Here is a 22157-nt window from a genome sequence, read left to right on the forward strand (position 1 = left end):
CCGGTCAGGCCAGCCGGGGCACGAGCCGCAGCGCGTTGCGCGCGTACACCTGCTCCAGGACGTCGTCGGGCAGGTCGAGCCCGGAGATCGTCCACCGGCCCATCAGCGGCGGGTCGTCGAGGGAGTGCGCGAACGCCTCGTCGTCGGTCTCCATGAACCGGAAGTGGATCCGGTAGACGTCCGGGTGCGGCGGGATCTCGTCGGTGCCGAACAACACCCGGCCGGGGTGGCGGAGCATGAGCGCCCGCGTGGCGCGCGGCTGGCGTCCCAGCTCGGCGACGCGCGCCGCGATGTCGATGTGGAAGTTCGGGTACGCGTCCAGCATCCGGCCGGCGAACCCCAGGTTCTCCGGCCAGCACCCGGCGTGCACCCCGATCACGGTCGTGGCCGGGTGCCGGGCGACCATCGACTCCATGGCCTCCATGAGCCGCTCGAACGGCGGGAACCCCGGCCCGGAGAAGTTCCAGTCGGGCCGGGCGGCCAGCAGTTCGAGGCGTTCGTTGCGCTCGTCGGCGGGCTGGAAGAAGGCGACCGGGTCGGCGGTGTGCAGGGCGATGGGCACGCCCGCCTCCCCCACGGCGGCCCACAGCGGGTCCAGCCGGGGGTCGTCGAGCAGGACCAGCTCGTCCCGGTGGTCGCGCACCCGCAGCCCGACGTCCTTCCACACCTTCAGCCCGGCCGCGCCCTCGGCGACCGAGCGGCGCAGCTGGGCGGCCAGCCGCTCGCCGAATCCGGGCGTCGCGGTCTGCGACCAGTCGACGTGGCAGAACGTGGCGAACCGGCCCGGATGGGCGGCGTCGTAGCGTTCGAGGTTCTCGGCCAGCTCCCGGCCCCAGCGGCCGTCGAGGTTGACCATGCCGCGCAGGTTGAGCTCGTCCATCATGCCGATCAGGGCGGGGACGTCCTCGACCATCCAGCCGCCGTCCTCGGTCAGCCAGCGGCCGAGGTGGAGGTGGGCGTCCACGGCGGGCAGCCGGGCCCGGCCGACCTCGTGCACGGCCACCCGGAGCTGCGACACCGGACGGTAGCGGGACAGCGGCAGGCCGGCGTCGGGCAGGGTCACTTCCTGATGCCTTCGGGCAGCAGGTCGCCGTGGGCCTCGATGAGGGCGTCCACCAGCTCGCGGACCTTGCGGACCGGCAGGGTGGCGGCGGTGTTGGGGTCGAGCAGCGCGGCCTGGTAGACGTGGTCGCGCCGCCCTTCCAGGGCGGCCTTGACGGTCAGCTCGCCGACGCTGAGGAAGGCCCGGTTGAGCGCGGCGACCTGGGCGGGCAGCTCGCCGACGGGCAGCGGCCGCACGCCGGACCGGTCGACGTGGCAGGGCACCTCGACGGTGGCCTCCGGCGGCAGGTTGGAGATCAGGCCGCCGTTGCGCACGTTGCCGTGGATCAGCCTGCGGGTGCCGGTCTCCATCGAGTGGATGGCCAGCGAGGCCAGCTCGTCGCCGCGTTCGATGGGCACGCCCCGGCCGGCCTCCAGCGAGCTCTTGTACTGCTCGTACTCCTGGTAGCCCTCGGCCAGCCACTCCAGGTAGACGTTGATCGGGATGCGGTACCGCTCGACCTCCTCGGGGTGCGGCAGGAACCACGGCAGGTACTCCGAGCCGTGCTCGGAGGACTCGGTCGGGAAGTAGCCGAAGTTGCGGTAGACCTCCACCCGCACCCGCCGCCGCAGCTCGGGGTCCTGATCGATCAGCTCGTCGAGCCGCCGGTAGAGGTTCTCGCCGTCGCGCTCGAAGCGCAGCACGAACGCCTGGTGGTTGACGCCCGCGGTGAGGAAGGAGATCTCCTCCTCCGGGACGCCGACCATGGCGGCCAGCGTGCTCTGCGTGTCGCGGGCGGCGTGGCAGACGCCCACGACGTTCTTGAACGGGGTGCCGGCGTAGACCGACCAGGGGATCATCGACATCGGGTTGGTGTAGCTGAACAACACCGAGTCGGGGGCGAGCTCGGCCAGGTCGTCGCCGATGCCGACCATCACGGGGATCGTGCGCAGGGCGCGGAAGATGCCGCCGATGCCCAGGGTGTCGCCGATCGTCTGGCGCACGCCGTACGCGGCGGGGATCTCCAGGTCGCGCCTGACCGCCTCCAGGCCGCCCACCGCGATCTCGTTGATCACGTAGTCGGCGCCCTCGACGGCGGGCCGGCGGTCGGCGTACGCCTCGATCCGGGCGCCGATGCCCAGCTCGGCGACCATCCAGCGGGCCATCGCCGCGGCGGTGTCGAGCCGGGCCCGGTCGATGTCGTGGAGCACGATCGTGGACTCCGACAGTTCCGGAAATGTCAGGATGTCCGAGAGGAGGTTCTTGGCGAACGTGATGCTGCCGGCGCCCACCAGGACGATGCGGGCCATGGGTTACCTCGATTCCGGGGTCAGCAGGGCTTTGACGGGGGTGGCCTGGCCGTTCATCAGCCGGGTGAAGACCTCGGCGCCCTCTGCGAGGGGGAAGGTCCGGACCCAGCTCAGGTCCCAGCGGCCGACCAGGCCGACCGCCGCGGCGAAGTCGGCCGCGTCGTAGGCGAACGAGCCCAGCACGCGCTTCTCGCCGCGCACCAGGTCGGCGGCGTCGTACCCGGCGACGTGGTCGGCCAGGCCGAGCCAGACGGCCACGCCGCCGGGGCGCAGCCGGGACAGGGACTGCTCGTGGGTGGCGGCGGCGCCGACGGCGTCGAAGATCACGTCGTACTCGCCGGTCAGCTCGGCGCCCGCCGCCACGCCGCCGAGCCCGGCGGCGACGGCCAGCCGCTCGGGCGAGCGGTCGGCCACGTCCACGCCGGCCGCGCCGCCGGACAGGGCGGTCAGCAGGCAGGTCAGGCCGATGGCCCCGGCGCCGATCACGCCCACGCGCGCCCCGGCCGGCCGCCCGGCCAGCCCCCAGGCGTGCACGGCGTTCGCGGCCGGCTCCACCACGCCGGCGGCGGTCCAGCCGAGCCCGTCGGTCAGCGGCACCACGGACGCGGCCGGCACCGCGACGCGCTCGGCGAAGGCGCCCGGCCGGTGCACGCCGATGATCTGCCGTTTCCTGCACACGTTGGGCCGGCCGATCAGGCACACGTCACAGGCGCCGCACGACAGGATCGGGTTGACCGTCACCGGCCGCCCGTCGTCGGTGCGCCCGGCGAACTCGTGCCCCATGACCAGCGGCGGCACCCGGAACCCGGGGGTCTGCACGCCGTGCAGCTCGCTGCCGCAGATGCCGGCGGCGACCACGTGCACCAGCACCTCCTCCGGCCCGGCCACCGGCTCGGGCACGTCCCGCTGCTGCACGACGCCGGGGGCGGTGAAGACGAGAGCCCTCACGAGGGCCGGCCGGCGGTCGAATGCGCGCGTTCCATGGAGATCCCCATCCTATTCCGTCATGAGGAATGCTATTCCGAACTGGCGCTAGGAGACCACTGCGGCGAAGATCATGTCAAGAGGCCGACGGGAAGCGAGGCGGCGTCACCGCACCCCGCACACCAGGAACGGCCGGGCCGAGGACGTCACCCTCGGCCCGGCCGCCCTGTTCCGAATCACGGAAAGCCGGTTTGACAGGCAGAATCAGCGCAGCAGCACGGGCACCGCCAGCGGCCCCTCGGTGATGATCGACGCCGTGTAGGCGATCTCCTCGGGGCGGACCGCCAGGCGCAGCCCCGGGAACCTGCCGAACAACGACGACAGCGCGATCCTGGCCTCCAGCCGGGCCAGCGGCGCCCCCAGGCAGAAGTGCGGGCCCCGGCCGAAGCCCAGATGCCCCTCCTTGGCCTTGCCCAGGTCGAAGCGGCCGGCGTCCGGACCGTAGCGGGCGGGGTCGGTGCCCGCGCCGGTGAGCCCGACGACGATGGGCCGGCCCGCCGGGATGGTGGTGCCGGCGACCGTGACGTCCTTGAGCGGGTAGCGGAAGACCAGGCCGACGACCGAGTTACGGCTGCGCAGCGCCTCCTCCACCACCTGCTCCCAGGCGTTCTCCGTACGGGCGCGGTCGAGCTGGGCGGGGTCGGCGCACAGGGCCACCACCGCCTTGGCGATCAGGTGCACGGTCGTCTCGTGGCCGGCGACGAGCACGACCCACAGGATCCACAGCAGCTCGTTGTCGGACAGGCGGCCGCCGTCGTCCTCGTTGGCGCGGATCAGGCCGGTGGTCAGGTCGTCGGCCGGCTCGCGGCGGCGGCGCGCGATGAAGGCCGCCAGGTAGCCGAGCAGCGACCCGGCCGCCGCGTTCACCTCGTCGGGGGCGGCGGCGTGCGACAACATCACCCCCGTCCACTCGCGGATCTGTGCCCGCTCCTCCCCCGGGACGCCGAACAGCTCGCAGATCACGGCGACCGGCAGCGGCTCGGTGAAGGCGGCCACGAGGTCGACCTCGCCGTCCCGCTCGGCCATGCGGTCGAGCAGTTCGTCGGTCATCTCCTGCACGCGCGGTGCGAGGGCGGCCACCCGGGCCGGGGTGAAGGCGCGGTTGATCAGGCTGCGCAGCCGCCGGTGGTCGGCGCCGTCCTTGGTCAGCAGGTGGTCGCCCTCGATGACCTGGCGCAGCGGCCAGTCGGCGGGGACGGTGCCGTCATGAAGGCCGGTGAAGTTCCTGGCGTCCTTGCTGTAGAGCGCCTCGTCGTTGGCCAGCACCTCGTCCGTCGCCTCGTAGGAGGTCACCAGCCAGCCGTTCACCTCCCCCGGCAGCAGGACGGGCAGGACCGGTCCGTGCTCGTCCCGCAGGCGGCGGATCGTGTCGGACGTCCGCTCGCCGGGAACCGGGAACGGAAGTGGCGCGGTGTCCAATGCAGCCTCCCATGTACGGATGTCTCCCTACTCTCCGTGGTAACGCCGAGGGATCCAAGGGGTGAGGTTGTCACCGCCAGGCAGGCAACATCTGCCTCCTCCGCCACGTCGGAGTCCCAGGATCGGTGGTCTCACACGTTCGGCAGCCCCTCCCCCTCCGGTTCGAGCGCGTACGCGATCCCGGCGTCGACCTCGCCGTCGTACCCGGCGCGGAACGCCGACCCGTACGCGTCGTCGCCCAGGGCCTCGCGCGCCTGCCGCTCGCACTCCTGCCGGGCCGCCACCCAGGCCGGGACGCTGGCCTGCGCCTGCCCGTGGCTGCTCCAGATCCGCTGCGCCAGCCCCAGCAGCCGGGCCGCCCGCTCCGGCCGGCCCGCGGCCCCCGCCCCGAGCGCCAGCAGGTCCACGGTCAGCCCGATGCCGAAGTCGTCGTGCAGCCTCCGCTTGGTGCGCAACGCCGCCTGCCCGTAGGCGACGGCCGCCGCCACCCGCCCGCGGGCCAGCTCGGCCTGGCCGCGCAGCAGGTCGCCGTGCGAGCGCATCGCCTGCTCGCCCTGCTGGTCGCACAGGGCGCGCAGGTCCTCCAGCACCGCGATCGCCTCCTCGATCCGGCCGGCGACGGTGTGCGCGACCGCCCGGCACATCAGCGCCAGCAGCCCGGCGATCGTCAGCTCCTCGCCGCTCCAGCGCATCGCGTACGCCGGCTCCGACTCCGCCATGGCCTGCTCCAGGTCGCCGCGGATCACGCCGGCCGACGAGCGCAGCGCCTTGACGCACAGCGCGGCGAAGGCGTCGTCGTCGGCCGCGGCGGCCTCGCACTCCTCGGCCCGCGCCTCGACCGCGGCGGCGTCCCCCTGGGTGGCGGCGAGCAGGCCGTCGGCCCACAGGGCGCGGGCGCGGACCGGGCCGGGAGCCCCGTCGAGCGCCAGGGCCTGGCCCAGGTAGTGGCGGCCCTCCTTGGCGTAGCCGCAGCCGTACCAGAAGAAGGCCAGCGTGCCGGCCAGGTCGAGGGCGGCTTGGCCGTCCCGCTCGCCGAGCGCGGTCTCCAGCGCGGCGCGCAGGTTGTCGTGCTCGCCGACCATCCGGTCGTACCAGGCGACCTGGCCGGCGCCGAGCCAGCCGGCCGCGCCGCGCACGGCCAGGTCCTGGTAGTGGGCGCGGTGCCGGCGGCGCAGCTCCGCCTCCTCGCCGAGGCCGCGCAGCCAGCCGGCGCCGTACTCGCGCAGCGTGTCGAGCATGCGGTAGCGCTCGCCGGAGCCGGTCGGCAGCCAGGTCAGGATCGACTCGTCGGCCAGGGCGTCGAGCAGCAGCCCGATGTCGGCCTCGGGCAGCCGCTCGTCGGCGCACACCTGGCGCGCCGCCTCGGCGTCGAAGTCGCCGGCGAACACCGACACCCGCGCCCACAGCAGCCGCTCGGCGGGCTCGCACAGCTCGTGGCTCCACCCGACGGCGGTGCGCAATGCCTGGTGCCAGGGCGGGTCGGCCTCCTGGGTGAGCGCGAGGTCGTCCTCCAGCGTGGCGAAGCGGTCCTCCAGCCGGTCGGCCAGATGGCTCAAAGGCAGGTCGCGCAGCCGGGCCGCGGCCAGCTCGATGGCCAGCGGGATGCCTTCGAGCCTGCGGCACAGCCGCACGACGTCGTCGCGGTTGGTGTCGGTGATCTCGAAGGTCGGCATCGTCTCCGCGGCGCGCTCGACGAGCAGGGTCACGGCGTCGTGGCCGAGCGGCGCGGTGGCGCCCGCGGCCGGCACCGGCAGCGGGTCGACCACGATCACCAGCTCGGGGTCCACCTCCAGCGGACGGCGGCTGGTGGCCAGCACGTGCAGCCCGGGCACCGCCGCGAGCAGCCCCTCGACGGTCGCCGCGCAGGCCGCGACCAGGTGCTCGCAGGTGTCCAGCACGAGCAGCAGCTCGCGCCCGAACAGGTGCTCGGCCAGCACCTCGGACATGGGCCTGGTGGTCTGGTCGGTGAGCCGGAGCGCCTCGGCGATGGCGTGCGGCAGCAGGGTCCCGTCGTCCAGCGGCGACAGCTCGACCAGCCAGCACCCGCCGGCGAAGTCGGGCCGCAGGTCGGCGGCGGCGCGCAGGGCCAGGCGGGTCTTGCCGACGCCGCCCACCCCGGTCAGGGTCACCAGCCGCGACCGCCGGCACGCCTTGCGCACCTGCTCCAGCTCCGCGCCGCGGCCGATCAGGCTCGTGAGTTCCGCTGGAAGGTTGCCCGCCTGCCACTTACCTGCCATCGTGATCGCCACCTATCGGATGAAGTTGTGACAGCAGCTTGCCGGAACCTGATGCACTGCGTGACTAAAAGTGAGAAAGTAGCTACTCACCCTGTTCGCCGCGTCCGGAAAGAAGAAGCCGATAACCGGAGACACACCATGCGTTCACAGCGAGGCTGGTTCCTGCTGTTCCTGCTGGTCGAAGGGGTTGTCGCGCTCTATGTCACCTTCGGGCGCGCCGGTTTCGACCCGCTGACGGGGCTGCTCGTCCTCGCCCCCGCGATGGGGCTGGCGTCCGTGGCCTACCGGTTCCAGGGCGACCAGGAGCGCGAGTTGTCCCGGGTGCGGCAGATCGCGGAGCTGGCCCAGCAGGCGATCGTCCGGCCGCTGCCGCCCCGGCTCGGCGGCATGAGTCTGGCCGTCCACACCCGGTCGGCCACCGACCAGGCGCTGATCGGCGGCGACCTGCACGACGCGCTGGTCGCGCCCTCGGGGGTGCGGCTGATCGTCGGCGACGTCAAGGGCAAGGGCATGGAGGCCGTCCGGCTGAGCGCCGTCGTGCTGGCCTCCTTCCGGCGGCACGCGCCCGACGCGCCCGACCTGGTGGCGCTGGCCACGGCGCTCGACGCCGACCTCGTCCCGCACCTGGGCGAGGAGGACTTCGTGACCGTCCTGCTGGCCGAGTTCGTGCCCGGTGAGGTGCGGCTGGTCAACTGCGGCCATCCGGCTCCCCTGCGCATCGGCCACCGTCTGGAGGCGCTGGAGCCGCCCGAGCCCTCGCCGCCGCTCGGTCTGGGCCCCGAGCCGCGGATGCGGCGCGCCGGGCTCGGCCTGTCCCAGCGGCTGCTGCTCTACACCGACGGCCTGAGCGAGGCCAGGGACGCCGACGGCGTGGAGTTCCCGCTCGACCGGCACGTCCGGCACGCCCTGGCCGCCCCCGGCCTCGACCACGCGCTGCCCAACCTGCTCGACCTGCTGGACGAGCACGCCGGCGACCTGCGTGACGACCTGACGCTGGTGCTGGTGCAGCCGGTGCCCGTGCCGGACCCGGCCGAGCGCGCGGCCGGTGCCGCGCCGGACGGCCCGGCCGCCGCCGCCCTTCCGGCCGACTCCCGCGAGGACGGCTTCTAGGCGGGACCGCACCGGACGCCGCCGAGATCCGACCCCCTAAGGTGGGGACGTTCGTTGGCGGCGTCCCCGAGAGGAAGTTCCGGTGAGCGGTACCGGTGAGCTTGCCATACCCGAAGCGGTCGAGAGCGCGGGCCGTACCGGGCCGCCGTCGAGCCGGACGGCGCGATGGTTGCTGCGGCACCAGGTCCAGCCCGTCGGCCCGGAGTCGGCCGAGGGCCACGGCGAGCCGCAGCCCTGGTGGAAGGTCATGTGCCTGACCGGCGTCGACTACTTCTCCACCCTGGCCTACCTGCCCGGCATCGCCGCGCTCGCCGCCGGCGCGCTGTCGCCGCTGGCCACGCTGCTCATCGTGGCGCTGACGCTGCTGGGCATGCTGCCGATGTACCGGCGGGTGGCCAAGGAGAGCCCGCACGGGCAGGGGTCGGTCGCCATGCTCGAACGCCTGCTGCCGTTCTGGCGGGGCAAGCTGTTCGTGCTGGTCCTGCTGGGGTTCGTGGCCACGTCGTGGATCATCACGATCACGCTGTCGGCCGCCGACGCCTCGGTGCACATCCTGGAGAACCCGTACTTCCCGAGCTTCCTGCACGGGCACGCGGTGATCATCACCGTCGTGCTGCTGGTGGTGCTCGGTGGGGTGTTCCTGATGGGCTTCACCGAGGCGGTCGGCGTCGCGATCCCACTGGTGGCGCTGTTCCTGCTGCTCAACGCGGTCGTCGTCGCCGTCGGGTTCGCCGACGTGGCGGCCGACCCGCAGGCCCTGTCGCACTGGACGGACGCGCTGCTCGACGGGCGCGGCGGCCTCACCGGGCTGCTCGGCCCGGCGGTGCTGGCCTTCCCGCTGCTGGTGCTGGGCCTGTCCGGGTTCGAGACGGGCGTCAGCATGATGCCGCTCGTGGCCGCCCAGGGCGACGACCCCGAGCAGCGGCTGCGCTCGCGCATCGGCAACACCCGCAAGCTGCTCACCGTGGCCGCGCTCATCATGAGCGTCTACCTGATCGCCACCAGCTTCGTCACGACCGTGCTCATCCCGGCCGAGCAGTTCGCGCCGGGCGGGCAGGCCAACGGCAGGGCGCTGGCGTACCTGGCGCACGAACGGCTCGGCGAGGGCTTCGGCACGGTCTACGACGTCAGCACCATCCTCATCCTCTGGTTCGCCGGCGCCTCGGCCATGGCCGGCCTGATCAACATCGTGCCGCGCTACCTGCCCTCGTACGGCATGGCGCCCGAGTGGGGCAAGGCCGTCCGGCCCGTCGTGCTGGTCTACACGGCCATCTGCGTGCTGCTCACGCTGGCCTTCAACGCCGACGTCGACGCCCAGGCCGGCGCGTACGCCACCGGCATCCTGGCCATGATGGTCTCCGGCGCGGTGGCGGTGACCATCTCGGCCGTCCGCCACCGCCAGACCCCGGCCGTCGCGGGCTTCGCCGTGCTGACCCTGGTGCTGGTCTACGCGCTGGTGGAGAACATCAGGGAGAAGCCCGACGGCATCACCATCTCGGCGTTCTTCATCCTCGGCATCGTCGCGATCTCGCTGATCTCGCGGGTGTCGCGCACGACCGAGCTGCGGGCCGACCGGATCGAGTTCGACGAGGCGGCCCGCCGGTTCGTCACCGACTCGCTGAATCACGACGGCGCGCTCAACATCATCGCCAACCGGCGCGGCCCCGGCGACGCGGCCGAGTACCTGGCCAAGGAGAGCGAGCAGCGGTCCATGAACCCGGTGCCGGGCCGGGCCGACGTGCTGTTCCTGGAGATCGACGTCATCGACCCCTCCAGCTTCAGCGACGTGCTGCGGGTGCGCGGCGTCGAGGTCGGCGGCCACCGCGTGCTGCGCGCGGAGAGCCCGGCCGCGCCCAACGCGATCGCGGCCGTGCTGCTGGCGCTGCGCGACGGCACCGGGGTGCGTCCCCACTGCTACTTCGAGTGGGCCGAGGGCTCACCGATGGTCCACCTGCTGCGTTACCTCATCCTGGGCCGCGGCGACACCGCGCCGGTCGTCCGCGAGATCATCCGCAAGGTCGAGCCCGAGCCGCAGCGGCGGCCCGGCATCCACGTCGGCGGCTGACCGGCCGCTGACGGGCGGCGGCCCGTTCAGGGCCAGCGGGTGCGCAGCCAGGCGAGGGTGGCGCGGCGGGAGCGTTCGCGGCGGTCGCGCAGCGCCGGCGGCGCGGGCGCGGTGGCCGAGCGCGTCCAGTAGCCGAGCAGGGCGACCAGGAGGGCGTCCACCTGCTCGGCGGGCGCCCGGCGGCCGAGCGGGTGCATGGTGAGTAGGCGCTCGGGCTCGCGCGGCCCGAGGTCCGACTGCAGCAGCAGGCAGACCAGGTCGGCCCAGGCCGGGCCGGTGCAGGCCCGCCCCCAGTCCACCAGGCGGGCGGTCCCGTCGCGGTCGATGAGGATGTTGTCGAACCGCGGGTCGAAGTGCAGCAGCGTGCCGCCGGTGACCAGGGCGGTCCAGCGGCGTTCGACCGCGGCCAGGCGGGGCAGGCGGGCGCGTTCCCAGGCTCCGGCGCGGGCGGGGTCGAGGGTGTTCCACAGCTCGCAGCGTCCCGACATGCGTCCGGCCAGCGTGGGCAGGCCGCCCAGCGGGGACGGGGTCAGCTCGCGGGCGCACGCGGTGAGCAGGGCGAGCGCGGCGGCCAGCTCGTCGTCGTGCCACGGCTCGTGCGGGATCCGGCCGGGCGCGACCCGCGAGCAGAGCAGCACCCACCCCGCCGCCTGGCAGGAGAACAGGAACCGGGGGGCGGGCACGCCCGGCGGCAGGGCCGCGCCCACCACGGCCTCAGCCCGGTAGTCGGCCGCGTGCGGCGAACCGGCGGCCACGGCCTTGACGAACACCTGGTCGCCGCCGGTCAGCGTGAGCACGCCGCGCACGCCGCCGGTGAAGCCGCCGTGCCGCCCCGCGAAGCCGGCCGCCGCCCGGCCGAGCCGCCGCTCGACCTCCCGGACGAGAGCACCGGGCAGATCCTCCCACCCGGGCAGGTCGGGCGGGTCGTGCCGGTCAGGCGGGGTCATCCGGTTGCCGGGCGGGTCGTGCCGGTCAGGCGGGGTCATCCGGTTGCCGGGCCTCCTGGAGGTCGGGCTGGGCGGTGTCGCGGTCGAGGCCCAGCAGGGCGAGGCGGAAGCGGGCGCAGCGCGCTTCGAGCTCGCGCTCGTCGTCGAGGATCCACTGTTCGATCATGGTCATCCAGTGAACACACCAGCAGCCGCAGGACGGCCGACTTGGCGCACTCTTTTCACTGGAGCAACTCGACCGTGCCGCGCTCGCCGTCCACGCGGACGCGGTCGCCGTCGCGCAGCCGCATGGTGGCGTTGCCGGTGCCGACCACGGCCGGGATGCCCAGCTCGCGGGCCACGATCGAGGCGTGCGACAGCGGCGCGCCCATGTCGGTGACGACGGCGGCCGCGCGCGGGAACATCGGGGTCCAGCCGACGTTCGTCAGGGTCGTCACCAGGATCTCGCCGGGCCCCAGCCGGTCGCCGTCCTCGGGGCCTGCGATGACCCTGACCACGCCCTCGACCACGCCCGGCGCGCCGGGGAACCCGGTCACGGTGTCGCTGACCGGGACGTCGAAGCCGCGGGCGTCGTAGACGTCGGCCCGGCGGCCCGGGTCGGCGGCCCACCGGACGGGGTCGAACCGGCCGACGATCACCGTCGGGTACGGCGGCAGCGCGGCGTACCGCTCGTGGGTCGCCCGCCGGACCGGGACCCGGGCCAGGGCCGAGGCGTCGCCGCGCAGCACGTCGAGGATCTCCTCCAGGTAGAGGTGGAACAGGTCGTCGCCGTGCCCGGTCAGCTCCCCGGCGCGCACCACGAACGCCCGCAGCACCCAGAAGGCCCGGATGTTCTCCGAACGGGCGCTCTCCCGGTCGCGGACGACCGCGTTCCACCGCCGTACCCGGGCGCGCATCCGGGCCTCCTTGCCGGGGTAGCGGGCGGCGAACCGCGCCCACGCCTCCGCCCTGGCCTTCTCCTGCCGGGCCAGCAGCGCCTCGGTGCCGGCCCGCAGGTCGCGCAGGCCGGCGAGCTGGGCGTCGATCCAGGACGGGTCCTCGCCGGGCCGGGGCCTTGAGACCTCGAACTCGTGGGGGCCGCGGTGCCCGTAGGCCAGCGCGAACTCCTCCCTGCTGATCTCGCCCCTGGCCAGCCGGCCCAGGCCCAGGACGGGCCCGAGGCTGGCCAGCTCGCCGTCGGCGTTGACGCCGGTGAGCATGGCCTCGGCGTCCGCCTCGCCCATCAGCCTGCGCAGCCGGTCGCGGGTCCAGACCAGCGTGGCGCCGCCCTGGCGGCCGGCGGCCTCCAGCATGCGGCTGGAGGTGACCAGGTGGGGCTCGATGGCGGACGTCCACAGGTCGGCCAGCTCGGCGCCGGAGGACGTGGCGGCGACGCGTTCGCGCAGCTCCTCGCAGCGCTGCCGGGAGGCGGCGAGGAAGGCGGGCATGTCCTTGATGTTGCGGCGCACCCGCCGCTGGAGGGTGACGGCCATCGGCAGCACGCGCCGGACGATCTCCCAGCGGGACAGCCGCACCGGCGGCACCTCCAGGCCGGCCGGCAGCCTGCCGAAGACCTGCTCGACCGCGCCCAGCCTGCTCCGCATGCCCAGGGCGGCGGCGATGGAGTGGACGACGCTGAGGTTCATGTAGAAGCGGCCGCCGATGTTGCCCACCAGGTCGAACCCGGGCAGCGCCGAGGCCGACATGGCCTCGCGGATGAAGATCTGGACGAACGACCAGGTCGCCGGCGTCATCACGTCGGGGATGGCCTCGCCCAGGTTGCCCGCGGTCCACAGGTAGTCGCCCTTGAGGCTGTCGTTCCACTCCTCGACCTGCGGTTTCAAGCCGGTGATCGGGCGGGCCTGGAGGATCGCGAACGTGCCGTCGCGCCTGGCCCACTCGACGTCCATGGGCATGCCGTACAGGGCCTGGATCCGTTCGCCGAGCGCGGCCAGCTCCACCGCCTGCGCCGGGTCGAGCACGGGAGCGCGGCGCAGGTCCTCGGGCACGGGCTCCTCGCCGGTGCCGCTCGCGGTGCGCACGGTCATGACGGTCTTGTCGGCGACCCGCGAGCCGGTGACCCGGCCGCCGGACAGGGTGATCGTGTCCGGTGTGACCTGCCCGCCGACGACGGCCTCGCCGAGCCCCCAGGAGGCGTTGACCACGATCTCGTCGCGCGCGCCGGTGACCGGGTCGGCGGTGAACATGATCCCGGCCGCGTCGGCGTCCACCAGCTCCTGGACGACCACCGCCAGGGCCACGTCGTCGTGCGGGACGCCGTTGCGCTCGCGGTAGGCGACGGCGCGCGGGTTCCACAGCGAGGCCCAGCAGCGGCGGACCGCCTCCAGCAGGCCGTCGGCCCTGACGTTGAGAAAGGTGTCCTGCTGCCCGGCGAACGACAGCTCGGGCAGGTCCTCGGCGGTGGCCGAGGAGCGCACGGCCACCGCGACGTCGTCGCCGAGCGCGGCGTGCGCGGCCCGGATCTCCTCGGCCAGGCCGGGCGGGATCTCGTGCGCGGCGAAGAGCGCGCCGGGGTCGCCGCTGGCGGCGATCTCGTCGCCGAACGCCGCCACGAACGACCGGTACGCCTGCGTCGTGACGACGAACCCGCCGGGCACCGGCAGCCCCGCCCTGGCCAGCCGGGCCAGCGAGGCGCCCTTGCCGCCCGCGGTGCCGAGGTCGGCGGCGGCTTCGTCGTCGAGGGGGATGACTGCCTTCATTTCACGCGCTCCTTGGCCGGGCTCATGGATGTCGCCAGTTTGCGCCGGGCGACGTCGGCGAGGGCGTCGAGGAGGTCGAGCGTGGCCCGCGCGACGGCGGCGGCGTCCTCGGGCGGCAGCGCGCGTCCGGTGCCCACCGCGCGTTCGACGGTCTCGGCCAGCAGCTCGGCGACGCGGTCGTCGGGCAGCCGCTCGGATTCCGGGCGCGCGCCGGGCAGGAACATGAAGCCGTAGAAGATCGAGCCGATCACCGTGACGTGCTCGGCCGGCTCCGCGCGCACGGCGCCCAGCCGGACCAGCTCGCGCAGGTACGCCTCGAAGGGGCCGCCGAGTTCGAGGCCGCCGGCCGCCGGTCGCTGCCGCTTGAGCCGGGTGAGCTTGCCGAGCACCTCGGAGTCGTCGAGCAGCACCGCGTGCAGCAGCGGCCGGTGCAGCAGCGCCGAGGCCAGGGTCCCGAACAGCTCGCCGAGGGTGGCGGGCGCGCCGTCGCGCACCCGGTCCAGCATGAGCACCCGCTCGCGCCGCAGCAGCGCGGCGAACAGCTCCTCGCGCGTCTTCCAGTGCAGGTAGATCGTGCCCTTGGCGACCCCGGCCCGCCTGGCGACGTCCTCGACGGTGGTCTTGTCGTAGCCCCAGCGCAGGATCAGCTCGGCGGCGGCGTCGAGGATCCGGTGGGCGCGCTCGGCCTGCCGCGCGGGGTCCTGCGGCGGCCTGCCCGCTCTGGCCATACCTCGCCTCCAATTGTTTGACCGGATAAGCTTAAACGGTCACACAATTGATGGCAAGGCCGGATCTCCCGTACGCCGCCGGGAAGGCGCCGCCGGGCCGTAGCGTAGGGGGCATGGGCAAGGCGTTCTGGATCGACCAGGAGTTCGACAGGGACCGTGACGGGCGCTACGCCGTGCACGTGCGCAAGAACCTCGACGAGTTCGAGTGGGGTGACATCGCGCCGGTCAGGTTCGCCTGCGCGGCCTGGCGGCTGGCCACTCCGCCCGCCCTCACCCCCGGCTACGTGCGCTGGGACCGCCGCGTCCTGGAGGCCACCTGCCACCGCAACACCTGGGACGGCACCCTGTTCGCGCGCGTCCGGATCGTCTCGCCGCTTCCCGCCGAGCTGACCAGGTCGCGCGCCTGGTGGCGCGACCGCGGCTGGCTGGGCTGGCAGGAGACCTTCGGCCAGTACGTCGAGCCGAGCCAGCAGGACCTCGCCCGCATCCCGTTCCTGCGCGCCACGCTGCTCGTCGAGGCGCCCGTGCCGCTCGGCGACCTGCCGCCGGAGCCCGAGGGCCCGCACGACGAGGTCGAGCAGCGCGCCCACCGGGCCGTGCTCGTCCTGGTCCGCGAGCTCAACGCGCTGGTCGCCCCGGTGCTCGACCAGCTCGGGTAGCCCGCCCGCGGGCCAGCATGCCCGCCGCCCCGGTGGGTAGCGGGAGGCGCATGAGACTTCCGTTCGTCGTGACGGCGCTCGTCCTGGCGGCCACCGGCTGCGCCGTGGACACGACGTCCCCCGCCCGCGCGGCCGAGCGTTTCCACGCGGCTCTCGAGGCTCACCAGGAGGACGCCGCGTGCGGGCTGCTGGCCCGGAGCACCGCCGAGAAGCTGCCCGACCCCGGCCAGACCTGCGCCCAGGCGCTGGGCGACCTCAAGCTGGGGGCCGGCGGCGCGGTCACCGAGGTGAGCGTGTGGGGCAAGGAGGCCCAGGTGCGGCTGGCCGGCGACACCCTGTTCCTGCACCGCTTCGACGACGGCTGGCGGGTCAAGGCCGCGGGCTGCCGGCCCGTGCACGACCTGCCCTACGACTGCGAGGTGGAGGACTGATGCGGGTGATGTTCACGCTGACCCTGCTCGTCATCGTGGCGGGGCTGGCCTGGTTCCTGGCCATAGGGTGGGCGCGGTTGTGAAGTGGTTGAAGGAGAACTCCCTCTCGCTGGCCTTCCTGGTCATGTTCCTGCTGGCGCTCGGCGGCCAGGCGGTGGCGGGCATGCTGCAGTTCAACGACCTGCAGCTGGTTCAGGGCGCCGACCCGGTGTCGTTCGCCGAGTACGTCACCTCCTCCGACTTCGCCGTGGACGTGGCCGAGAACTGGCAGTCGGAGTACCTGCAGTTCTTCCTGTACATCATGCTGACCGTCTGGCTCGTCCAGAAGGGCTCCCCCGAGTCGAAGAAGGTGGAGGACGCCGGGGCCGAGTCCGACGAGGAGCAGCAGGTCGGCGCGCACGCCGGCAGCCAGTCCCCCGCCTGGGCCAGGGCCCGCGGCGCCCGGCTGTGGCTGTTCAGCAACTCGCTCGGGCTGGTGATGGGGGCCATCTTCGTGTTGTCGTGGCTGGCCCAGTCGGTGGCGGGCCAGGCGGCCTACAACTCCGGCCGGCTCGCCGACCTGCGCGACCCCGTCTCGTGGGGCCAGTACGTGACCTCCGCCGAGTTCTGGAACCGCAGCCTGCAGAACTGGCAGTCGGAGCTGCTGGCCGTGTTGTCGATGGTGGTGCTGTCGGTCTACCTGCGTCAGCGCGGCTCGCCCGAGTCGAAGCCGGTCGGCGCCCCGCACGCGGCCACGGACGTCGAGGGCTGACCGGTCAGCACGGCCACGACGCGGGTGCCCGGCGCGAACGCCCCCCGCCGGGCCAGGTCGAGCACGCCGTAGAGCATCTTGGCCACGTAGACGCCCTCGACCCGGTGCTCGGCGGCGAACCGGTCGAGGTCGGGGGTCGAGCGGGCGTAGCCGCCGAAGTGGTGCTCGAGGTCGAGCGACCAGTTCGTCCAGGTGCGGCCGTAGGCCTCGCGCTGGAGCCGGGCCACCTCGCCGGCCAGGAAGCCGGCCCCCTTGAGCACCGCGAAGCCCAGCGCCCGCCTGCCCTCGGGCAGCCCGGCCGAGATGCCGGCCAGCGTGCCGCCGGTGCCGACCGGGCAGCAGACGACGTCGTAGTCGACGTCGATCTCGGGCGGCAGCTCGGCGCAGCCGCGCACGGCCGCGGCGTTGCTGCCGCCCTCGGGCAGGATCGCGACGTCGCCCCACCGCTCCCGCAGCCGCGCCTGCACCTCGGGCGTGTGCTTGAGCCGGTAGGTGGCGCGGTCGAGGTAGGTGAGGGTCATCCCGCAGGAGGCGGCGAAGGCGAGCGTGGGGTTGAGCGGCAGGTGCTCCTCGCCCCTGATCACCCCGATCGTCTCGATGCCGTGCAGCCTTCCGGCCTCGGCCACGGCCCTGATGTGATGGGAGTACGCCCCGCCGAAGGTGAGCAGCCGCCGATGGCCCAGGTTGTACTTGAGCTTGCGCCGCTTGTTGTCGTCGTGCATCAGGAACACCCGGACCTGGCCGAGCGCTGGATCCAGGAGCTCCTCCATGGCGCTAGTCTACGGTCGGGCCTTTGTTGAGGAGTGTTGGATTATGCGCGTTGCTGAAGCTTTTCGTGCCGCCTTCGGTGCCGATCCCCGCACGGTCTGGCGCGCGCCCGGCCGGGTCAACCTGATCGGCGAGCACACCGACTACAACGACGGTTTCGTCCTGCCCTTCGCGGTGCCGTGGGGCGTGAGCGCCGCCGTCACGCCGCGCGCCGACCAGACCATCCGGCTGCTGTCCCTCCAGTCCTCCGGCGGCCCGATCGAGCTGCCGGCCAGGGAGGAGGCGACCGGCTGGGCCCGCTACGCCGTGGGCGTGCTGGCCATGCTCGGCGACCGGGTCGCCGGCGCGGACATCGCGATCGACGGCGACGTGCCCCAGGGCGCGGGGCTCAGCTCCAGCGCCGCGCTGGAGGTGGCCGTCGCCTCCGCGCTGAACGACGTCCACGGGCTCGGCCTGACGCCGATGGAGATCGCGCTGCTCAGCCAGCGGGCCGAGAACGACTTCGTCGGCATGCCGTGCGGCATCATGGACCAGGCCGCCTCGGCGCTGTGCGAGGAGGGCCACGCGCTGTTCCTCGACTGCCGCTCGCTCGGCTCCAGGAGGATCCCCCTCGACCTGGCCGCCGAGGGCCTGAGCATCCTCATCATCGACACCCAGGTCCACCACGAGCACGCCGGCGGCGAGTACGCCAAGCGCCGCGCCGAGTGCGAGTCCGCGGCCCGCAAGCTGGGCGTGGCGTCCCTGCGCGACGTCACCGACCTGGCCGCGGCCCTCGACCGGCTCCAGGGCGACGAGCGCAAGCGCGTCATGCACGTCGTCACCGAGAACCACCGCGTCGAGGCCCTGGTCGGCCTGCTGCGCGCGGGCAAGGTCACCGAGATCGGCGCCCTGCTCAACGCCTCCCACCTGTCGCTGCGCGACCAGTACGAGGTCTCCTCGCCGGAGCTCGACGTGGCCGTGGAGGCCGCCTTCCGCGGCGGGGCCCGCGGCGCCAGGATGACGGGCGGCGGCTTCGGCGGCTCGGCCATCGCCCTCGTCCCGGACGACCGCCTCGACGGCGTGCGCGAGTCGGTCACGGCCGCCTACGCCGAGCGCGGCTTCCAGGCCCCCCGCTTCCTGGCCGCCACCGCCGCCAAGGGCGCCCACCGCCTGGCCTGACGCCGGTCAGGGCGTGCGGGCCGCTCCCGCCCGCGCCAGGTTGACCCCGCTGGCGATCACCCCGATGTGGCTGAACGCCTGCGGGTAGTTGCCCGCGAACGCGCCTGTGGCCGGGTCGATCTGCTCCGGGAGCAGGCCGAGCGGGCTGGCGCGGGCGCACAGGGAGGCGTACAGCTCCTCGGCGCGGGCCCGGTGACCTTGCAGGACGAGGTTGTCCACCAGCCAGAAGCTGCACAGCAGGAAGGCGCCCTCGTCGCCGGGCAGGCCGTCCGGCGACTGGTCGTGCAGGTAGCGGTAGAGCAGGCCGTCACCGGCGGACAGGCGTTCGGCGACGGCGGCGGTGGTCGCCGTCATCCGCGGGTCGTCGGCCGGCACGACTTTGCGCAGCGGCAGCGCGAGCAGGCTGGCGTCCAGGCCGCCGCCGCCGTCGAGGTGCTCGCTCAGGCACTGCGCCTCCTCGTCCCACGCCTGCTCCAGGATCAGCCGGCGCAGTTCCTCGGCGGTGGCGCGCCACCTGGCGATCGGACCGTCCAGGCCCAGCCGTTCGCCGATGGCCGCGGCCCGGTCGAGCGCCACCTGGCACATGCCCGCCGAGTAGGTGAAGACCCGGCCCTGGCTGCGTACCTCCCAGATGCCCTGGTCGGGCTGCCGCCAGGTGTTCGCGGCGGCCTCGGCCAGCGCCGACAGCCCCGACCACAGCGCGGGCTGCAGGTCGCGGCCGGGCAGCAGCCACTGGTCGGCGCAGTCGAGCACCTCGCCGTAGACATCGTGCTGGCGCTGGTCGGCCGCGCCGTTGCCCCACCGCACCGGCGCCGAGCGCCGGTAGCCCTCCAGGTCGGCGTCGACGACCTCCTCGGGCACGGGGTCGCCGCGCAGCGTGTACATGATCCGCGGCTGGCCGCTCTGCTCGAAGGCGTCGAGCACCCAGCCGAGGAAGCCGTCGGCCTCCTCCGCGAAGCCGACGCGGCGCAGCGCGAAGACGGCGTAAGCGGCGTCGCGGATCCAGGTGTAGCGGTAGTCCCAGTTGCGCACCCCGCCGACGGGCGCGGGCAACGAGGACGTCGGCGCCGCGACCAGCGAGCCGTTCACCCAGTCGTCGCACAGCTTCAGCGTGATCACCGAACGCCGGACCAGCGCCTCCTGCGGGCCCCGGTAGGTGCACGCGCCCATCCAGCGCCGCCAGGCGTCGGCGGTCTGCCGCACCATCGCCTCGGGATCGAACCGGTGGTGACGGTGGATGCGCCCCCACGACAACACCAGGTCGAGGCGCTCGCCCTCCTGGAGGTCGTGCACGGTGCGCAGCCCCGTCAGCGGCCGGTCGGACCGCAGGTGCAGCCGCAGGTCGGGCCGGCGGGACGCGCGCACCTCCAGGCCGCTGCCGAGCACCCGGACCTGCCCGCCGCCGCGCGGCGCCAGCTCCGCCCGCAGGCGCACGTCCCCCGCCAGGACGACCGCGGACCTGACCAGCTCGCTCCGTCCGCCGCCGGCGTCGTCGCTGAGGTCGGCGCCGGCGCGCAGGACCAGCGCGTCGGTGATCCGCACCACGCCGGACGGGCCGCGCAGCTCGGTGACCAGCACGGCGGTGTCCGGCACGTAGTACTGCCTGGCCTCGCGCAGGTCGTCGGTCGTCAGCGTGAAGCAGCCGCCGCGCTCGCGGTCGAGCAGGCCGCACAGCAGCGGGTCGCTGTCGAAGCGCGGCAGGCACAACCACGGGATCGAACCGTCGAGGGCGACCAGCGCCGCCGTCGTGCCGTCGCCGATGAGCCCGAGGTCCTCCAGGGGCGGGTAGCCCTCCCGGTGGCGGACCGGGCGGAAGGGTGGATCGAGGTCGAGCATCCGGCGTTCTCCTCCGAGGTACTCACCGGAAGGTGATCATCACCTTCACCACGTCGTCGAGCTTCTTGTCCGAGATCTCGAAGGCGCGTTCCATCTCCGCGAACGGGAACGTGTGGGTGGTCAGCGGCGTGGGATCGACCCGGCCGCCCTCCAGGAGGCGCAGCAGGCGTTCCATGCGCAGCCGCCCGCCCGGGCACAGGCCGGTCGTGATCTTCTTCTCGGCCATGCCGACGCCCCACTCGACGCGCGGGATGCGGACGAACTCGCCCTGGCCGTAGTAGCCGGTGTTGGAGACCGTCCCGCCCGGCTTGATGATTCTGATCGCGGTCTGGAAGGTGGCGTCCGCGCCGAGCGCCTCGATGGCGGTGTCCACGCCCTGTCCGCCGGTCAGGCGGAGCACGCCCTCGACGACGTCCTCGGCGCTGAAGTCGACGATCTCGTCGGCGCCGAAGTCGCGGGCCAGTCGCTGTCGGCGGGGCACCGACTCGACCCCGATGACCAGGCCGGCGCCGCGCAGCCGGGCGCCCGCGGTGGCCATCAGGCCCACCGGGCCCTGGGCCAGCACGGCGACCGTCCCGCCGATGGGGATGTCGCCGTTCTCGGCGCCCATGAAGCCGGTCGAGAGCATGTCCGCGCAGTAGACGGCCGTCTCGTCCGGCACCCCGGCGGGGATCTTCGCCATGTTGGCGTCGGCCTCGTTGACGTGGAAGTACTCGGCGAAGACGCCGTCCTTGGAGTTGGCGAACTTGAACCCGCCGAGCGGGCCGCCCGACTGCGACGGGTGACCGTCCTGGCAGGCGAGGTCGCCCCAGTCGGGGGTGATGGCCCCCACCAGGACGCGGTCGCCCGGCCGGAAGTCCCGCACCTCCTCGCCCACCTCGTGCACCACGCCGACGCCCTCGTGCCCGAGCGTGAGGTCGGTGCGCGGCCCGATGCCGCCCTGGACGGTGTGGGAGTCGGAGGTGCAGATGAGGGCGGTGGTGGTGCGGACGACGGCGTCGCGCGGCCCCGGCCGCGGCACCGGTTTGTCCATGAAACCGACCCGGCCGATCTCCCTCATGACGAAAGCCTGCACCGCGCCCCCCGACCGTGCCCCCCGCTGGACGTCCCCCCACGCCCCGGCCTGGGACCCTTCGGACACGTCCAGCCCTACCCGGCCGCGATCGCCGTCTAACCTCGGCGCGCTCCGCCCGTACCCCCTCCGGCCTGCGGTTTCACAGCGCCGGGAAGTTCGGCGGGCGGCGCTCCAGGAAGCTGGCGACGCCCTCGGCGAAGTCGGGCCGCCCGAAGGAGGCCAGCATCTCGTGGACGGCCTTCCTGGCCGACTCCTCCAGGGTGACGTCCCAGTCCTGCCACACCTGCCGCTTGATCACCGCCATGGACGCCGGCGAGCTGTGCACGGCCAGCTCTCTGGCGTACTCCTGGGCCTGCGCCAGCAGTGACTCCCCCGGCACCGCGCGGTTGGCCAGCCCCAGCTCGTACGCCTCCCGTCCGCTGAACACCCGGCCGGACAGCAGGACGTCCATGGCCCGCTGCTGGCCCATGACCCGCGGCAGCACCCAGGACAGGCCGTACTCGGCGACCAGGCCGCGGCGCGGGAAGGCGGTCGTCCACTTGGCCTCCTCGGCCGTGAAGACCAGGTCGCAGACGAGCGCGTGCACCATGCCGAGCCCCGCGCAGGCGCCGTTGACCGCGGCGATGATCGGCTTGCCGATGGTCGTGGGGAAGGTGTTGGGGCGGGGGTCGGGGGTCTCGTCGTAGGAGCCGGTCTGGATGGCGGCGAGCGTCTTGAAATCGGCCCCGGCGCAGAAGCCCTTGCCGGCGCCGGTCACCACGATCGCCCGGACGTCGGGGTCCTTCTCGGCCTCGGCCAGCAGGTCGAAGTAGCGCCTGCCCATGGCGTCCGTCCAGGCGTTGAGCGTGTCGGGACGGTTGAAGGTCAGCGTGAGCACGCCCCGGTCCGACGATGAGAGCACGAGTTCCGCCATGCGCTAACCGAACCATGTTCTGGGC

General features: G+C 73.6%; 19 protein-coding genes. 6 read left to right on the plus strand and 13 right to left on the minus strand.

What is annotated here, in order from left to right:
- Nucleotides 1–4: 4 nt before the first annotated feature.
- From ACFYYW_RS14485 to ACFYYW_RS14505, 5 genes are all read right to left on the minus strand, one after another.
- The gene (locus ACFYYW_RS14485; protein ID WP_387648631.1) at nt 5–1063 is read right to left on the minus strand and encodes an amidohydrolase family protein; all 1059 of its coding nucleotides are present in this window, start codon (nt 1061–1063) and stop codon (nt 5–7) included.
- The gene (melA, locus tag ACFYYW_RS14490) at nt 1060–2352 is read right to left on the minus strand and encodes an alpha-galactosidase (RefSeq protein ID WP_387648634.1); all 1293 of its coding nucleotides are present in this window, start codon (nt 2350–2352) and stop codon (nt 1060–1062) included. Before melA ends, ACFYYW_RS14485 begins: the two co-directional genes overlap by 4 nt.
- Before the next feature lie 3 nt (nt 2353–2355).
- The gene (locus ACFYYW_RS14495; RefSeq protein ID WP_387648637.1) at nt 2356–3300 is read right to left on the minus strand and encodes an alcohol dehydrogenase catalytic domain-containing protein; all 945 of its coding nucleotides are present in this window, start codon (nt 3298–3300) and stop codon (nt 2356–2358) included.
- Between the two features lie 240 nt (nt 3301–3540).
- Nucleotides 3541–4755 carry a cytochrome P450 gene (locus ACFYYW_RS14500; RefSeq protein ID WP_387648640.1) on the minus strand — a complete coding sequence of 405 codons (1215 nt, stop codon included), beginning with the start codon at nt 4753–4755 and terminating at the stop codon, nt 3541–3543.
- 131 nt (nt 4756–4886) lie between these two features.
- A complete protein-coding gene (locus ACFYYW_RS14505; protein WP_387648643.1) occupies nt 4887–6992 on the minus strand; it encodes an ATP-binding protein in 2106 nt (701 codons plus the stop codon).
- Between the two features lie 138 nt (nt 6993–7130).
- Here ACFYYW_RS14505 and ACFYYW_RS14510 point away from each other — a divergent pair, with 138 nt between their 5' ends.
- Both ACFYYW_RS14510 and ACFYYW_RS14515 read left to right on the plus strand, forming a co-directional pair.
- Nucleotides 7131–8102, plus strand: coding sequence for a PP2C family protein-serine/threonine phosphatase (locus ACFYYW_RS14510; protein WP_387648646.1), 972 nt, complete (start codon nt 7131–7133; stop codon nt 8100–8102).
- Between the two features lie 82 nt (nt 8103–8184).
- Nucleotides 8185–10167: an amino acid transporter gene (locus ACFYYW_RS14515; protein ID WP_352318868.1), complete on the plus strand. Its 1983-nt coding sequence runs from the start codon at nt 8185–8187 to the stop codon at nt 10165–10167.
- 26 nt (nt 10168–10193) lie between these two features.
- Here ACFYYW_RS14515 and ACFYYW_RS14520 read toward each other — a convergent pair whose 3' ends face one another.
- From ACFYYW_RS14520 to ACFYYW_RS14535, 4 genes are read right to left on the minus strand one after another with little or no spacing between them, the layout of a single operon-like run.
- A complete protein-coding gene (locus ACFYYW_RS14520) occupies nt 10194–11153 on the minus strand; it encodes a phosphotransferase family protein (RefSeq protein WP_387648649.1) in 960 nt (319 codons plus the stop codon).
- On the minus strand, nt 11140–11286 hold the full coding sequence (locus tag ACFYYW_RS14525) for a hypothetical protein (protein WP_387648652.1): 147 nt from the start codon (nt 11284–11286) through the stop codon (nt 11140–11142). The genes ACFYYW_RS14520 and ACFYYW_RS14525 overlap by 14 nt, the downstream gene beginning before the upstream one ends.
- A gap of 49 nt (nt 11287–11335) precedes the next feature.
- Complete coding sequence (locus tag ACFYYW_RS14530; protein ID WP_387648655.1) at nt 11336–13813, minus strand: PEP/pyruvate-binding domain-containing protein; 2478 nt, start codon at nt 13811–13813, stop codon at nt 11336–11338.
- The gene (locus tag ACFYYW_RS14535) at nt 13810–14541 is read right to left on the minus strand and encodes a TetR/AcrR family transcriptional regulator (protein ID WP_387648658.1); all 732 of its coding nucleotides are present in this window, start codon (nt 14539–14541) and stop codon (nt 13810–13812) included. The genes ACFYYW_RS14530 and ACFYYW_RS14535 overlap by 4 nt, the downstream gene beginning before the upstream one ends.
- A 113-nt stretch (nt 14542–14654) precedes the next feature.
- On the opposite strand from ACFYYW_RS14535, the gene ACFYYW_RS14540 reads away from it, so the two are divergent.
- From ACFYYW_RS14540 to ACFYYW_RS14550, 3 genes are all read left to right on the plus strand, one after another.
- Entirely contained in the window at nt 14655–15200 is a 546-nt protein-coding gene (locus ACFYYW_RS14540; RefSeq protein ID WP_352318877.1) for a hypothetical protein, read from the plus strand.
- A gap of 50 nt (nt 15201–15250) precedes the next feature.
- Entirely contained in the window at nt 15251–15631 is a 381-nt protein-coding gene (locus ACFYYW_RS14545) for a hypothetical protein (protein ID WP_387648661.1), read from the plus strand.
- 79 nt (nt 15632–15710) lie between these two features.
- Complete coding sequence (locus ACFYYW_RS14550) at nt 15711–16382, plus strand: DUF6766 family protein (RefSeq protein ID WP_352318881.1); 672 nt, start codon at nt 15711–15713, stop codon at nt 16380–16382.
- Here ACFYYW_RS14550 and ACFYYW_RS14555 read toward each other — a convergent pair.
- A complete protein-coding gene (locus ACFYYW_RS14555; RefSeq protein ID WP_387648664.1) occupies nt 16316–17152 on the minus strand; it encodes a 1-aminocyclopropane-1-carboxylate deaminase/D-cysteine desulfhydrase in 837 nt (278 codons plus the stop codon). The genes ACFYYW_RS14550 and ACFYYW_RS14555 overlap by 67 nt on opposite strands.
- Nucleotides 17153–17195: 43 nt before the next feature.
- Between ACFYYW_RS14555 and galK the strand changes: the two genes are divergently transcribed.
- Nucleotides 17196–18308: a galactokinase gene (gene galK / locus ACFYYW_RS14560; RefSeq protein ID WP_387648667.1), complete on the plus strand. Its 1113-nt coding sequence runs from the start codon at nt 17196–17198 to the stop codon at nt 18306–18308.
- A 6-nt stretch (nt 18309–18314) separates the two neighbouring features.
- Here galK and ACFYYW_RS14565 read toward each other — a convergent pair whose 3' ends face one another.
- The 3 genes from ACFYYW_RS14565 to ACFYYW_RS14575 all read right to left on the minus strand — a co-directional run bounded on the left by ACFYYW_RS14565 (nt 18315) and on the right by ACFYYW_RS14575 (nt 22132).
- The gene (locus tag ACFYYW_RS14565; RefSeq protein WP_387648670.1) at nt 18315–20144 is read right to left on the minus strand and encodes a glycoside hydrolase family 15 protein; all 1830 of its coding nucleotides are present in this window, start codon (nt 20142–20144) and stop codon (nt 18315–18317) included.
- Between the two features lie 22 nt (nt 20145–20166).
- Complete coding sequence (locus tag ACFYYW_RS14570; protein ID WP_387648673.1) at nt 20167–21204, minus strand: NAD(P)-dependent alcohol dehydrogenase; 1038 nt, start codon at nt 21202–21204, stop codon at nt 20167–20169.
- 154 nt (nt 21205–21358) lie between these two features.
- Complete coding sequence (locus ACFYYW_RS14575; RefSeq protein WP_387648676.1) at nt 21359–22132, minus strand: enoyl-CoA hydratase-related protein; 774 nt, start codon at nt 22130–22132, stop codon at nt 21359–21361.
- Between the last annotated feature and the right edge of the window lie 25 nt (nt 22133–22157).

Origin of the sequence: Nonomuraea sp. NPDC001831, assembly GCF_042892035.1 — a bacterium.
Classification (GTDB): Bacteria; Actinomycetota; Actinomycetes; order Streptosporangiales; family Streptosporangiaceae; genus Nonomuraea.

Bases quoted from the DNA above. Each gene is read 5' to 3' on its own strand.
- ACFYYW_RS14555 (WP_387648664.1), bottom strand. From the start codon at position 17,152: ATGGAGGAGCTCCTGGATCCAGCGCTCGGCCAGGTCCGGGTGTTCCTG.
- ACFYYW_RS14510 (WP_387648646.1), top strand. From the start codon at position 7,131: ATGCGTTCACAGCGAGGCTGGTTCCTGCTGTTCCTGCTGGTCGAAGGG.
- ACFYYW_RS14525 (WP_387648652.1), bottom strand. From the start codon at position 11,286: ATGACCATGATCGAACAGTGGATCCTCGACGACGAGCGCGAGCTCGAA.
- ACFYYW_RS14570 (WP_387648673.1), bottom strand. From the start codon at position 21,204: ATGAGGGAGATCGGCCGGGTCGGTTTCATGGACAAACCGGTGCCGCGG.
- ACFYYW_RS14520 (WP_387648649.1), bottom strand. From the start codon at position 11,153: ATGACCCCGCCTGACCGGCACGACCCGCCCGGCAACCGGATGACCCCG.
- ACFYYW_RS14505 (WP_387648643.1), bottom strand. From the start codon at position 6,992: ATGGCAGGTAAGTGGCAGGCGGGCAACCTTCCAGCGGAACTCACGAGC.
- ACFYYW_RS14575 (WP_387648676.1), bottom strand. From the start codon at position 22,132: ATGGCGGAACTCGTGCTCTCATCGTCGGACCGGGGCGTGCTCACGCTG.
- galK (WP_387648667.1), top strand. From the start codon at position 17,196: ATGCGCGTTGCTGAAGCTTTTCGTGCCGCCTTCGGTGCCGATCCCCGC.
- ACFYYW_RS14540 (WP_352318877.1), top strand. From the start codon at position 14,655: ATGGGCAAGGCGTTCTGGATCGACCAGGAGTTCGACAGGGACCGTGAC.
- ACFYYW_RS14565 (WP_387648670.1), bottom strand. From the start codon at position 20,144: ATGCTCGACCTCGATCCACCCTTCCGCCCGGTCCGCCACCGGGAGGGC.
- ACFYYW_RS14545 (WP_387648661.1), top strand. From the start codon at position 15,251: ATGAGACTTCCGTTCGTCGTGACGGCGCTCGTCCTGGCGGCCACCGGC.
- melA (WP_387648634.1), bottom strand. From the start codon at position 2,352: ATGGCCCGCATCGTCCTGGTGGGCGCCGGCAGCATCACGTTCGCCAAG.
- ACFYYW_RS14535 (WP_387648658.1), bottom strand. From the start codon at position 14,541: ATGGCCAGAGCGGGCAGGCCGCCGCAGGACCCCGCGCGGCAGGCCGAG.
- ACFYYW_RS14530 (WP_387648655.1), bottom strand. From the start codon at position 13,813: ATGAAGGCAGTCATCCCCCTCGACGACGAAGCCGCCGCCGACCTCGGC.